We start from the raw sequence: 13833 nt of genomic DNA on the forward strand, positions 1-13833 counted from the left end.
TTGCTGCTCCGCCCTCATTGCTGCTTCCGCGATCGCTTCATCAGCATCGCCGTACCGAACACGCCCCCACCGATAAGTAACGCCCCGAGCAGGCCTCCGCCGGCCACCCACACCGGCACCATATCGCGGGGTGGGGCGGGCTTGGGGATGTTCAGCGGCGCCGAAAGTTGCTGCGGCGGCTTCAACGGCCCCTCGGGCACGTCCCACGTCAGCGCCGCCACCGGGTCGACGACGCCGTGGCCGATCTGGTTGTCCACGCCGCGCGCCGGTGCGCGGGCGGTGCGGGTCAGCCGGTTGATGACCTGGTAAGCCGACAGCTCGGGGAACTTGGCGCGAACGAGCGCGGCGACACCGGACACGATCGCGGCCGAGAAGCTGGTGCCGGACGGAACCAGCAGCGTGTTGTCCGGTCCGTCAATCGCGTTGATCACGCCGTCGTCGCGGGGGGATAACCCGACCACGTCGGTGCCCGGTGCGGCGATACCCACCCACGGACCGGCCACGCTCGTCGAGGCCTGCCCCTGGTTGCCCTGGGTCAACGGCCGGCCGTCTTCGTCGACCGCCCCTACCGTCAGCACATAGTCGCTGAACCAGGAGGGCGTCACGACCGTGGTGACGGAGCGCCAGTTGCGAGGGTCGTTGGGCTGCAAGGGATCGTGCGGCGGGTTCTGCTTGCAGTCCTTCTTGCTGGTGTCGCCGGCCGCGGCCACGATGACGGCGTTCTTGTCGACCGCCGCGTAGCGCACGGCGGCGCCCAGCGCGCGCTGGTCGATGATGTTGCGGGCGCTCATGCAGGTCACGTCCGAAATGTTGATCACCTGCGCGCCCATGTTGGCGGCGTGCACGATCGCGCGCGCCATCGTCTGCACGTCGTCGACCTTCGCGCGGGTCTGCGGGTCCTCGTCGCCGGTGTAGGCGTCCTTGAGGCCGAAGGCCTGGCTGGACTGGCGGATCGCGATGATGTCCACGTCGGGGGCGATACCGCTGAATGCGTCGGGACCGGCCGCGGGTGCCGGCGGCGGGGGCGGCGGGGGCGGCGGCGGATCGAGCGGCCGCGGGTTGTCAACGCGGACCACATGCGCGCCACCGGAATAGCTCGGGATCGTCACCGTGCCGCCCGCGTGGCTGCCCGCCGGCGCCTGGCCGGCCGGCGGCGGTCCCGGAGGCGGCCCCGCCGGTTGCTGCGGCCCCGCCGGTTGCTGCGGCGGCGCTGGGGCCGGTGGCGGCGCCCCGAAGGGGCCTGGTGGGGGCTCCTCGGTCGGCGGGACCATCGTCACGGTCTGCGGCAGCGGCGACAGCGTCACCGTCTGGGGCGGCGGCGCTTTCGGCGGCGGTTCGGTGGTGGGGATGGTGACCGGCCGGCGCGGCGCCGCCGGTGGCACCCCCGCGCCGTTGGCCGGGGCGGCACCGATCATCGAGGCCACGATGGTGCCGTGCGCGTCGCAGTCCGACAGCCCGTCGCCGCCCATGACGTAATCACCGCCGGGGATCAAGTGCGGGAACCTGGGGTGCGGGCTCACACCGGTGTCGATGACGGCCACCTTCACGCCGGCACCGCGGCCGAACTGCCATGCCTCCTGCAGGTTGAGCATGTCCATGTACTTGGGCTGCAGCCGGAAGTCCGTGCCGGGCAAGACTCCGACCTCGGTGCAGTATGAGTTCTGCTTCATCGGCGCCGGCGGGCCGGGCGGACCGTCGGGCGGCACCGCCCCCGGGTCGATCGTCGGCGGCGAAATCGCATAAGCGGGCGGTAAGCCGGCCAATGCTCCTGAGGCGAGCAAGATGGCGGCGAGGGCGGCAGCGCCTGCACGCCCTCGCCACACCTTGCTGCTACCGGTAGCGGATCGCTGCATAAACATTCATCAACCACAATGCCAGCGGGAAGATCGGCATCAGGCAGAGGTATTCGATCCATTCCACGAACTTGCGGAACAGCGGGCTGTAGATCGTGTTGGGCACCACGGCCGCGGAGGTGAGCCCCGCCGCCGGCAGCAGAACCAGGATCGCCGCGCTGATCGACACGGCCAGGGGCGACTGCAACACGAGCGCGTACCGCGCCACCACTGCGCCGACGATGAGGACGGCGGTGACGGCGAGGGTGATCGCCTGCCAGCGGTCGACATAGGAGCGCCCGCGCAGCATCAGGAACCCGGCGCTGAAGCCGGCCAACAGCAGCGGCAGCCAGCGTTGACCGGTGTGCGGATCCGACAACGCCGTCAGCGAGACGATCATCAACACGCCCAGACCGATCAGCAGGCCTGACAGGAAGGAACGGGCGCGTTCGGCCTGCACCAGGACGTCGCGGACGGACGCGGGGCCCTCGAGGACCGGGGCGCCACCGTCCGAGCGAACCACGGTGGTGGGCAGGTCGGGCCTGGCCTCGAACACCCACCGGCTGGTCGCCGAGGGGAACACCGGCAGACGGATGCCGGCCAACCGCCGCGAAAGCGCCGGCGCGGTGTGGTAGACGAGCACGCACACCAGGACGACGCTGGTCAGAAGCGTCACGGCGCTGGCCATCGCGACCATTCGCGCCAGGGCCGCGATCGCCGTGACCAGGCTGACTGTGATGAGCGCGGTGTACAGCGCCAGCCGGCGCCCGGTGAAGCGCACGGCGAGCATCGCGGCGATGGTGAGCACACCGAAGCCCAAGACCGCGTGCGGGGAACCCACTCCCCCGGGAGGAGCCGCCGCGGCGGCGACCGTGAGGGGCGCCAAGCCGCTCAGCAGGATGATGTCGCCGATCCGGCGATCCTGGTCGGTGCGCGCCCGCATCAGCAGCATCAACGAGACGCCGAGGACCACCGCGGCGATCACCGCGGAGTAGGCCGTCGGCAGCCAGGAGTTGTGGTGCCAGCGGTACCAGAGCAGCAAGCCAGAGGCAGCGGTGACGCCTGCCGCCACCATCGACGCCCCGACCTGGACCGCAACCACCGGATCGATCGCCGCGAACCGCTTGCTCAGGTCCGCCGCCACCGCGGTGGAGATGTGCTCGATGACCTGCGAACGATGCTCGGTGTCCTGGATGAACCGGATCCACAGCCGGTCACCGTCGTAGACGTCCTGTTCGGTCAGGGACTGGGTCGCCCGCAGCGGCGTGCCGTCGACCAGGCAGAGAGCCCACCTGCCGCGACCCTTGGCCTCCAACGGGGTCTCGCCGAGCTCCCTGAGCCGGCTGTTGACCACCTTCAGCAGCGGCTCGGTCATTACCGACACCGGGGCGTTGGCGTCCAGCAGGACACCGATCTGTACGCCCGCGCCGGCCATGACGCCGACCACGACCGCCCGAGGCTGCGAAACTCCCTCAATGTCAGGCTGTAGCGCTTCAACTACCGCAGTCATCGCCCTGAACCCCTTACCGTCGTGAACGTGTTGCCCCGCGCCGCCAGCCGGGCGGCGGTCTGCGCCGGTCCGCTTTCCGAGGCGCTACGGCTCTCGGGAAAGTGCAGCTCGACTATTCCGAATTCCATCTACCCCGCCTTGCGATTAATAGCTTTGGTGACGCTGGTTCGAGATTTGCTGAATCCCTTAGAGAAGTATGCCGTGTTGGTATCTCAACCGCATGTTGAGTGCAAAGACATTGGTGAACTTTGTGTTTCGGGGAATGTCAGACCCTGCTGTGGGTTTTCCACTCGCCGTAGGGAAGCGTGTCCAGCACGGTCTTGACGCCGACCTGTACCAACTGGGGGGTCGCCGGGCAAATGGCCAGCCAGGCCTCCCCCGACCCGGCGGTCCGCGCCTGTTGGTAGAGCGCGATACGGCCACCGGAACCGTCTTTGAGCGAAAGTACCGAGGCGCTGGGGCCCTTGGCGTCGTCCCGATATTGACGCGCGTACACCGCGGCCTCGGCCGCCGGGTCGGAGAGCGCTTGTCCCAGCGCGGCCACGGTGGCGGCGCTGATGCCCATTCGCCGCAGGTCACCGCCGGAGAACACGTTGAAGCCCGACTCCTGCCACGACTTCGTCGCTTCCAGCATCTCTTCCAGTGGCACGTTCACCGCGTTGATCGCCGCCGGCTCTGCGTGGTGGATCGATTCCAGCGCGTCCAAGACCAAAGACGCGATCGACGCACTGTCGGCGACGGCGACGTCGTCGACAGTGATGTCGCTGCCGACCCGTACCGCGGACACCCAGTGCTGGCCGCGGCGCGCCAGGACCACCCGAAACTCGTTGTCGGGGATGTCGCGCGACCCGGGTGGCTGGTTCTCATCGTCGACCACGCCGTAGAGCAGCTTGCCCCGCGAAAGCAGGGCGATGACCTCGAGGTCCGGCGCGGCGAGCACCCTCATCCGAGCGGCCACATGCTCATTCACCTGGTCATTTTCGACGATGCCCTGCTCGCGCATCACCGCCATGCCGGGATGCTCGTTGAGCCAGTCGCTCGAGTCGGTCGAAACATATGGCCGGCACCGTAACTCCGGGGCGACGTGCCGAATGTCCAGAAGGGCCTGGAGCATCCAGAAACCGTCGACGTTAACGGTGATGTCGGTGCGCGCGGTCTGTTGGTCCATCAATACCTCAAGGGTTCAAAGTGCACGATAACCGCAGGACGCGGCAGCACACCCATGGGTGGTGTGCTGCCGCGCCTGAAGTTGGGATTAGGCCCAGCTGGACCCAACGGCGCTGTCGGTGCTGGCCATGTTGCTGCCGGCGCTTTGCACCTTCTGCCCGTGGGCGTTGGCCTGCTCGTAGATCACCTGGAAGTTGCGACCCAACTGGGTGATGAACTCCTGGCAGGCCACCGAACCCGCACCGCCCCAGAAGTCACCCGCAGCAAGCACATCGCGCACGATGGCCTGGTGCTCAGCCTCCAGAGACGCGGCCTGGGCGCGGATCAAGGCACCGTGGGCGTCGACATCGCCGAACTGGTAATTGATTGTCATAACGGTGTTCTCCTAATGTCTGGAATGTTACGCAGCCGCAGCTTTTAGCGCTAGCTGCTGAGGATTTGCTGCGAGGCCTGCTCTTGCTGCTCGTAGTTGTTCGCGTCGCGGATCAGTCCGTCGCGCACGCCGTGGAGCATGTTGACGATGTTGCGGAACGCCTGGTGGACCTGACCCATGGTGTCGTACGAGGTGGCCTGGGCCTGACCGCTCCAGCCCGAGCCGGCGATGTTCATCGAGGACGACCACATCTTGCGAGCCTCGTCCTCAACGGTCTGGGCGTGGACCTCGAAGCGGCCCGCCATCGCCCGCATTTCGTGCGGGTCGGTCATAAAACGTGTTGCCATGCTGGCTGTCTCCTTTATTGCGTGAATACTTAGGTACTTCTGTGGTTACGACGATGGCCGGACCGGTTACGCGCTGGCGAACCGCCGTGCCGAATACAAAAGGATGATCCCCCCTTCCCGTCAGCCGGCGGCCACCGGTCGCTGTAACACGGTGAGACGGACGTCAAACCCGAACCCCGGCGTTTGAGTTGTCCGGCCGTCAGCCCCCGAGATCTCGGTGCCTAGGCGGTTGGGCGGCGGGAGACCACATTGCCCCAAGCCCATCCAACCGCCTGCCCGATCAGCCCGCAGCAGCTGCGTTGGCTGCCTCGGTCGCGGCGTAGGAGCCCGAGCTCATCGACAGGGTGTTCACGAACGCCTCGTGAATAGCGGCAGCCTGAGCGCTGACCGCCTGGTACATCTGCGCGTGCGCTGCGAACTGCGCCGCCGTCAGCGCCGACACCTCGTCGGCCGCAGCAGGCACCACACCCGTCGTCGGGGCTGCTGCAGCTGCGTTCTGGGCGCTCAAGGCCGACCCGATAGCCTGCAAGTTCCCGGCCGCCGCGGCCAAAGCCTCCGGCTGTGTGGTCACGAACGACATATGTGTTCCCTCCTAGATCGATCCTCGACTCTGCGAGATTAAAGGACTGGGGCTCTCCAGGTCAGTGCGGAGGCCCGGTGTTTGCAACTGTTCACTTAGCAGTACGGCGAATTCACTTTTGGTAACGACACTGTAACAACGGCTGACCTCGACCGCTGGCCCTCGCGCGGGGGCTCTGAGCAGAGGATACCAGTGGTTAGCTGTAAAGTTGCTGGTCGTTGTCTCTGGGGATGCATCCAGCGACCGTCGCCGTCATAAGAATCTGACTGTCGCTTAACTCCCCGCAAAGGCGGAGTGGCGCGTTCGTTCCCGGTGAATGAAGTCCATCGGCTCTTGGGTCCCATCGCCGATGTCCGGCCGGAAGGGCCGTGAAACCCAAAAGCGCCCTTCCACGGCGGGCATTGTGCGTAGGTTGCGCCGTGCGGACGCGGCTACCGAGGCAGGGGCCCGGTGAGCAGCTCGCCGCCGAGCCGGATGCGGTCTGGGACCGAACCGTCGTTGCAACGGCCGCCCCGCGTACCTTCCAGCCCTCGTCGATCGACGACAGCCATCGAACGGGAGGACATCCGATCAGACGAGACAGCCGCGGGCTTTCATCGGCCTATCGAGAAAGCATGCCTACAGATCAGCTGACCGGTTGCTCGGCGACCACACCCCAACTCGCTTGCGTCGATGCGCCGGAAAGCGGCCGCTGCGGGCGCACGTACCTGGCCCACGTCACGATGGCGGCCGCGACATAGAAGATCAAGAAGATCCAGAAAGCCGGGGTCTCGGTGCCGGTGCTGGCATAGGACTGCCGAAGCGCCAGGTTGATCACCACCCCACCCAGCGCCCCGAAAGAGCCGGCGAACCCGATCAACGCGCCCGACCTCGCCCGCTCCCAGTGGCGCCGCTCCGAGGGGCTGAGGTCCAGCGCGCGGCTGCGCTCGGCGAAAACGGACGGGATCAGCTTGAACACCGACCCCTTACCCACGCCGCAGAAGATGAACAGGGCAATGAAACCGACGATGTAGCAGATCGTGGTGTACAGCGACACCGGCCCGCCCGGGCCATGGCTCATGTCGTCGTGAGTGCTGACCGCGACCAGGAACCCGCCGGCCACGATCATGGCCCCCACGACGGCCAGGGTGACGCGGCCACCGTCGAAGCGGTCGCCCAATCTCCCTCCGATCACCCGCGCGACCGATCCCAACAGCGGCCCGAGGAAGGCCATCTCGGCGGCGTGCAGCGCCGCCTGATGGTGGGTTTGGCCGCCGGCGAGCAGGTTGTGCTGGATCACCTGACCGAAGGCGAACGCGAAGCCGATGAAGGAGCCCGAGGCGCACATGTAGAGGAACGAGATGGCCCATGTGTCGGGCACCGTCAGAATCGAACGCAGGTGGGCGACCTCGATGAAGTGGTCGAGATTGTCCATGGACAACGCCGCGCCGACGCCCACAACGGCCAGCATCACGAGGTAGACCGCACACACCAGATACGGCTTCTCGTGGCCGAAAGTGGCCAGCACGATCAATCCGACCGCCTGGACACTCGCTGCGCCCAGGTTGCCGATCCCGCCGGTCAGGCCCAGCGCGAAACCCTTGTGCCGCTGCGGGAAAAAGGATTCGACGTTGGCCAGCGACGCCGCGTAATTGCCGCCGCCCAATCCGGTCAACGCCGCACACACCAGGTATGGCCACAACGGCAGGCCGGGGTTGGCCAGCAACACCACGGTCCCCACGGTGGGGATCAGCAGCACGGCCGAGGAGATGACGGCCCAGTTGCGTCCGCCGAACCGGGCGGTGGCCATCGTGTAGGGGATGCGGACCAGCGCCCCGACCAGGGCCGCGGTGGCGTCGATCAAGAGCTTGTCGGCGGTCGAAAACCCATAGACGGCCTGCGGCATGAACAGCACCATCACCGACCAGAGGTACCAGATCGAGAAGGCCACGTGCATGGTCGCGATCGACCAGATCAGATTGCGCCGCGCGATGACCTTGTTGCCGTTCTCCCAAGCGACGTGATCCTCTGGGTCCCAGTGCAAGATGCGCCGTGACTTCCCCATCAAGTTCTGCCTTTCACGTTCGTATACGGAGGCGGTAGCGCTAGGTTGCGAATCACCGTTGACGTTGCGGCGTCCGGCGTGTGCCCGTGGCCGGCCTGCGGACGAATTGTCGGCGGCGACGTAGCGGACCGGTTAGTTTCCGGGCACGGTTCTCCAGGATGACAGGGCATCCCCGGTAATCCCTTATTTCGGCGTAGGAGTCTGCTGAATAATCGCTGTGGAGATCCACCACCAGACCTTCAGTTGGGGCGACGGCGGCCTAGCCTTCGCACGAAACCCCAAAGTAGGCAGGCCAATTCACTCGCCGATCGCGCAGGAGGCGACCACTCTTCTCAATCTCCCCGGCTACCCGGTGTTCGTCAATAGTCCACCTTTGCCTAACCATCCTGTTATCCAACGTTCCGGTGCAGTCCAGTGACTGGGAGCACGACGGCATCGGGTGATGTCCGAATTCCGCGGATTAGGCGATCGGTGCTGCGGGATGACCTCCTGATCTGTCGGGGTCTCGATGGTCGCGCGAGGTTTGCTGACATGTTCGGCGCTTAAGTAGCGCGGTGTGAGCTCAAGCTGCTTCAAGGATCCGGTCGTATTGCGCGACAACCGATTCCGCGTTAGTTCATCTGGTGATCAGTTCGAGCGCACCATCGGGGAAGTCGCTCGCCAGCCGGGCATGAACGAGAGCCCCCTGCCCCGCCGACCGGGGTCTTGCCCGGTAATCCGCACACCACTTTGAGTTCCGAACCCCAGGAACCGACGTCGAACCTGCGCCAGCGGTCGAGTTGCCAGGTAGCCGTCAGCGCTTCTATCGGCGCCTCGGTCCCTCACGGCCCGCGCCGGGTGCTGACCCAAGTTGTATCTGGTTGTCGGCCACCCTTTGTGGGCCGGTTCCCGATCCGGGGCCGCGTGTTTGATTCGCGCTGGGGCCCCGGAGCTCTCCGACAGAAGCAGGGGCGTTCGGTACCGCTGAACGAGCACCTACTGCCGCTGCTCGCCTTCCTGCCCAGCGAACGACCGGAGATGACGGCGGGTCTGGTGATCGGGCGCGCCCTCCTCACCGTCGGCATGCTTGCCCCGCATGTAATCCCCTTGCCACGGCAGTCGCTCTCCCGCGAGCACGTTCGTCGCCAGTTGCTCCGGCGCCATCTCGGCGCGCGAGCGAAGAAAGTTTTCATTTTTGTTGCGCAGCTCGGGATCGGAATCGATGGGCCTGAGCTCGGGGGCGAACTGTTCCAGGTCGCCGCGACGTTGCGGGACGATCATGCAGATCGGTTCGTCGACCTCAAACCGCACCGGCATCATCTTGCGGGTGACTTTCCAGCTCATGCTGACACTGGCGCTCGCCCAATCGGTTTCGACCAAGCCCTCCAGCGGGCACACGGCATCCTTCGGATAGTTCGCCGGCCCGCGGACCAACAGGTTGTAGCCGGGCGGGGTTCGGAACAGCACCGGCAGATGCCACGTCAGAATGCCGTAGCCGAAGTGGCTGGAGGGCAGGAACTGACCGGGTGCGCGCCGATCGGGGGCGATCATCAGGCCCGTGCGGTCATCACCACCCATCCAGGTGGCGGTGAACGCGCACGGATTGCGCATCTCCCAGCCGCTCTGGTTGGCGATGAGCATCGGCAGACACCGGCTCGGCCAACCTTGCCGCAGTTCCGCCATCTCTGACATCCATGTCCGGTCGATCGGCGCCGGACCGATCGGCGGCGCATTGTCGGCGGTGACGTAGCCGATCAGCGGCAGGGTCTCTTTATCGGACTTGTCACTCACGGAATCCTCGATTCGCCCACACGTTGCTTTCCTGGGGCCAAACGACACCGCAGGCCATGGTCACGGCCCGACGCCGTCGCGCCAGCGGCCGAGGTGCAGTTTATCTGCCGCAAGATGCCTACTGCCCGCGTCGCCGGTGTGACGGGTCAGCGCGTCCCTGGCAGCTGCACGACGCCGTCGGCCCAGGCCTTGATGGGCTATGTCGACCGCGTATGCGGTTGGCGGTCACTATCGGGCGTTGCACCGTTACACCCCAGCCGAATTGGATTTACGGCGGAGTCGAGTCCGCCTGTTCACGGACACCGCTGATGGCGGCGCCGGATGACGCACGGGTGCGACGAACGACGTGATCGCCGGGTTCCAAGCCGCGCGAGTGCTTTTCGGCGGATGTCCGCGGGCGCGATCCCTGTCATGGTGAGCGCGGCAACCGTGGCTCGGTGCGTTCCTTGGCGTCGTCGATCTTCATACCGCGACAGGTGCCCGAGGCCAGTTGTAGAGCTTCGCCGCGAACACGACCACGGACCAGGTGTGCTGGTCCGTGGTCGCGTTGCAAGCGGCCTGGCTGTCCCGGTGTTCGGCCCGCGAAGTTTATCCCCCCAGGGGTGGCCGGGCCATGACGGTGGGCCGGAATCCGTATTTCGGACCCGCAACCCCGTGTCCGGCGGCACCCGCACCGGCCAGCGGCATACCACCGAGCAGGTTTCCGGGGCCTCCGGCGGCTTCCGGTGCGGCGCTGATACTGCTGACCGGGATGGCGTGCGCAACTGCCGGCGCAGCAGCCGGCGCTCCCGACCAGGCGACGGGTACCGACAACTTGCCCCCAACCGAGGCCGCGTTCCCCAAGGCCGCCATCGGGTGCGCGGCCGTGGCACCACCACCGAGCATGCCGCCCAGCCCACCGAGCCCGGGCAGGGCCTTGGCCGCGGCCGGCGCCGCGCCGCCCAGCATTCCGGTGGTTTTGGCGATCTGGACACCGAAGTTGCCCATACCGACGGAGAAGTACGGCAGACCTTCGGTGTTGTACCAGAGGGCCGAATACGGGTTGTAGCCGTTGATAAGCGTTCCCAGGTTGTTGGGGAGCACGCTCTGCCCGCTGATCAGATACCAGATTTCCTGCAGAGGATTCGTGCTCTGCTGGGTCGCTTGCGTCGTGGGCCCGGCCAGTTGTTTCAACGCGTTGGGCGTGGACGTCACCATTTGCGACAGGTTGGACGAGGTGTTGCCCGCCGACGTTCCGGTTGCTTTAGCGACCGAACTGGTCTGCAACGCCTGAGCGGTCGGGCTGGCGATCTGAGGTGCGTTCTTGTACGGCGTCACCTTCGCCGCGGTCGCCGATTGCCCCGCGTAGCCATACATCGCGCTGGCGTCTTGGGCCCACATTTCGCCGTACTGCGCCTCGAGCTGCGCGATCGTGGGGGTGTTCTGCCCCAACACGTTGGTCGCAACCAGCTGGGACACCTGGGCACGATTGGCCGCCACCAGCGGCGGCGGCACCGTCGCCGCCAAAGCGGCTTCGTAGGCCGCCACCGCCGAGCGCGCCTGCATCGCCGCCTCCTCGGCTTGTGCGGCGGTCGTGCTCATCCACGCCATGTAGGGCGCGGCCGCCTGGGCCATCGAGGCCGACGCCGTTCCCAGCCACTCCTCGCTGCTGAGGGCGGTGATCACCTTGTCATAACTCAGCGCGGCCGAATTCAGCTCAGCGGCCAGGGCGCTCCACGCCGACGCGGCACCGATCAGGGACCCCGCTCCCGGGCCCGAATACATCCGCGCCGAGTTGAACTCCGGCGGCATTGCTCCGAAATCAATCATCGTGACCTCCTTAGCCGGCCGCGGCCGTGGTGGCCGCCCCAGTCGCCGCGTATGACCCCGAGCTGATGCTCAAGGTGTGGACAAACATCCCGTGAATCGCCGGCACATGCTGCGCTTTCAACGTAGTACCAAGGCTCCGCAAAATCCCGGCAGCCGCGACCTGCGCCTTGGGCTGCGCTATCACTAGCGCCATGGGATCCCTCCTTTTGCAAACCCGTCGGGCGGCTAAGACCTTCGGGGGTGGGCTACTACTGTCACGAGTTGGATCGCCGGGCAGCGCCGCCAACGGTGCCAACTGAACGTGCCGGACGTCTGGCTGTCTTGCGAGACGATCGCAAGGCCGCCTGGTGGGCGGACATGCGGCGGTTTCGCGCTCCGACGCCGTCAAAGGGTAAATGATCGTGGCAGTCATGACGTCATCCTGCCGACGGTGGGCGCGTCAGCACGCTGTAGCGAAACCCGTACTTGTTGACATAACCGGCGGTGCTACGCCGCGCCGCGCTTCCCACCGGCATTCCCCGGAGCAATCCGTTCGCGGCGCCGGTATTCGCGGTCGCGTGGATCGAAGGTGTTTCCCCCCCGGCCATCACCCGGGTCACGTCCGACACCGGCGTGACCGCCCAACTTTGCGGAACCGACAGCATCCCGACCCTGCCGGCCTGACCCACACTCGCAGTCGTCGATATCCCTCCTCCACCGCCGAGGTTGCCCAGCCCCAGGTGGGCAAACTGCGGAGTCGGGTACCAGGCACCACCCGCACCGGCCGTCGTACCGCCGGGACCGTAGGTCAGCGCCTGCCCCCAGTTGTAGCCGTGGTAGCCCGTACCGTAGGCGTTATACACCTGCAGCAGGTCGTGGAAGATGATTTTGTAAGACGTGGGGTCGAGCCCCCACCAGTTGTTGGGTGACGGGATCAATGAGGTCGACGTCCCCTGGCCCGTCGTCGTCAGCGTCGTCGTCGACAGTTGCTGCAGAGTCTGGGGCATCGCGGTCGCCGTAGCCAGGTGCGGGGCGGTGGTCGCCGTGTTCTGTGCGGTGGTGCCCGCCTGCAGGGCATTGGCTTGGCTCACCGCCATCGCCTGTTCGGTCACCGCGTCCGGAGTGGTGGTGTTCGGGGGCGATGAGAACGGAGTCAACTGGCCGGCCGCGGTTGACGCACCGGCATACCCGTACATCGCCACCGCGTCTTGGGCCCACATCTGCATATATTGCGCCTCGGTGGCCGCGATGGCCGGGGTGTTCTGCCCGAAAAAATTCGTCGCGATCAATGCCATCAACAGCGCCCGGTTTGCCGCGATCTCCGGCGGGGGCACGGTCATCGCAAACGCCGCCTCGAACGCCGCCGCTGCCGCACGGGCCTGACTGGCGGTCTGCTCCGACAGGGCAGACGCCGTACTGAGCCAGGTCACATATGGCAGCACCGCCGCCACCATCGACGACGACGTCGGCCCAAACCAGAGCCCGCTGGTCAACTCTGAAATCACCGAACTGTAACCACTTGCCGCTGTACCCAACTCCGCCGCCAGCTCATCCCACGCCGTTCCGGCGGCCATCAACGGCCCCGATCCCGGACCCGTATATATGCGACCGGAATTGATTTCGGGCGGTAACGCACCGAAGTCAAACACCGCGTCCTCCTCAGTTGGCCCTGATCACTCATGACGATCTCGGCTGCTCATGCATCAGTAGTGGCCGGGTCACGACGTTGTAGACGATCGCCACATGTTGCCGCTGACCCGGTGGGCGTCACGGAGCCAGACCTCTCAGCCAACTAACCGAAACCGGAAACTGGCCAGTGCACCCTGCCGTTCCCGTCAGCTGCGCCGGGATCGGTGACGCGCCACCGATGATTCCGGTCATCTGCTCAGGATCGACACGCACAGTCCGCCTCGATTAACCCCCATTGTCAGCAACCGAGCGACAGCCCAAAGTGATCGAACTGCCGCTCGCGAATGAGATTAGTTCGTTACTCCGGCGGCACCGACAGCCGATGCCAACTGTTCATTCCGGGCCAGCCACTGTTCATTTGTGGCCACCCTTCGTTCACCAATCGACGTTGGTTGTTCACTTATCGTTTGTTTTTCGGTCGGCCGGCGGATTGAGTCCCCGTGCACGGGGTCAGTCATCTTCGATGATCAGTGCCATCTCCGGGCACGAGGCCGCGCCCTCGCGCGTCAACTGCTCGTCTTCGGGCTCCACGTGATGCTCCTCGAGGATCGAGTAGCCAGAGTCGTCGATGGGGAACAACTTTGGATCGACGGCGCAACATTGGGCGTGGCCCTCGCATTTCGACTTCTCGAGCCGAATCCTCACTACGTTTCCTCCTCGGCGGTTCCGTGGATACGCAAGACGCCTTTAACAGATGATGCGTCGATTAGTAGGCCTATAGAGTGTATGAGAC

General features: G+C 66.0%; 12 protein-coding genes. All 12 read right to left on the reverse strand.

The window, feature by feature from the left end; genetic code table 11:
• Positions 1 to 14 precede the first annotated feature (14 nt).
• Positions 15 to 1853 (reverse strand): type VII secretion-associated serine protease mycosin, encoded by a 1839-nt coding sequence (locus tag U8D42_RS09475; RefSeq protein WP_322860327.1) that lies wholly within the window; start codon positions 1851 to 1853, stop codon positions 15 to 17.
• A complete protein-coding gene (gene eccD / locus U8D42_RS09480; RefSeq protein ID WP_062899480.1) occupies positions 1831 to 3342 on the reverse strand; it encodes a type VII secretion integral membrane protein EccD in 1512 nt (503 codons plus the stop codon). Before eccD ends, U8D42_RS09475 begins: the two co-directional genes overlap by 23 nt.
• The gene (locus tag U8D42_RS09485; RefSeq protein ID WP_322860326.1) at positions 3339 to 3470 is read right to left on the reverse strand and encodes a hypothetical protein; all 132 of its coding nucleotides are present in this window, start codon (positions 3468 to 3470) and stop codon (positions 3339 to 3341) included. The genes eccD and U8D42_RS09485 overlap by 4 nt, the downstream gene beginning before the upstream one ends.
• Before the next feature lie 137 nt (positions 3471 to 3607).
• Positions 3608 to 4510: an ESX secretion-associated protein EspG gene (locus U8D42_RS09490; RefSeq protein WP_062899479.1), complete on the reverse strand. Its 903-nt coding sequence runs from the start codon at positions 4508 to 4510 to the stop codon at positions 3608 to 3610.
• Between the two features lie 87 nt (positions 4511 to 4597).
• Positions 4598 to 4882, reverse strand: coding sequence for a WXG100 family type VII secretion target (locus tag U8D42_RS09495; RefSeq protein ID WP_046182844.1), 285 nt, complete (start codon positions 4880 to 4882; stop codon positions 4598 to 4600).
• 50 nt (positions 4883 to 4932) lie between these two features.
• On the reverse strand, positions 4933 to 5229 hold the full coding sequence (locus U8D42_RS09500) for a WXG100 family type VII secretion target (protein ID WP_090421951.1): 297 nt from the start codon (positions 5227 to 5229) through the stop codon (positions 4933 to 4935).
• A gap of 280 nt (positions 5230 to 5509) precedes the next feature.
• Positions 5510 to 5809 carry a PE family protein gene (locus tag U8D42_RS09505; RefSeq protein WP_062899477.1) on the reverse strand — a complete coding sequence of 100 codons (300 nt, stop codon included), beginning with the start codon at positions 5807 to 5809 and terminating at the stop codon, positions 5510 to 5512.
• A 625-nt stretch (positions 5810 to 6434) separates the two neighbouring features.
• Positions 6435 to 7853 (reverse strand): MFS transporter, encoded by a 1419-nt coding sequence (locus tag U8D42_RS09510; protein ID WP_322860325.1) that lies wholly within the window; start codon positions 7851 to 7853, stop codon positions 6435 to 6437.
• A gap of 975 nt (positions 7854 to 8828) precedes the next feature.
• Positions 8829 to 9623 carry a DUF6065 family protein gene (locus U8D42_RS09515; RefSeq protein WP_322860324.1) on the reverse strand — a complete coding sequence of 265 codons (795 nt, stop codon included), beginning with the start codon at positions 9621 to 9623 and terminating at the stop codon, positions 8829 to 8831.
• Between the two features lie 588 nt (positions 9624 to 10211).
• Positions 10212 to 11432, reverse strand: a complete 1221-nt coding sequence (locus U8D42_RS09520) for a PPE family protein (RefSeq protein WP_322860323.1) — start codon at positions 11430 to 11432, stop codon at positions 10212 to 10214.
• 416 nt (positions 11433 to 11848) lie between these two features.
• On the reverse strand, positions 11849 to 13060 hold the full coding sequence (locus U8D42_RS09530; RefSeq protein ID WP_322860322.1) for a PPE family protein: 1212 nt from the start codon (positions 13058 to 13060) through the stop codon (positions 11849 to 11851).
• A 490-nt stretch (positions 13061 to 13550) separates the two neighbouring features.
• Positions 13551 to 13745 (reverse strand): ferredoxin, encoded by a 195-nt coding sequence (locus tag U8D42_RS09535; RefSeq protein WP_062899471.1) that lies wholly within the window; start codon positions 13743 to 13745, stop codon positions 13551 to 13553.
• Positions 13746 to 13833 lie beyond the last annotated feature (88 nt).

It is taken from the genome of Mycobacterium europaeum, from assembly GCF_034555895.2.
In the GTDB taxonomy this organism is placed as follows: Bacteria; Actinomycetota; Actinomycetes; order Mycobacteriales; family Mycobacteriaceae; genus Mycobacterium; species Mycobacterium europaeum.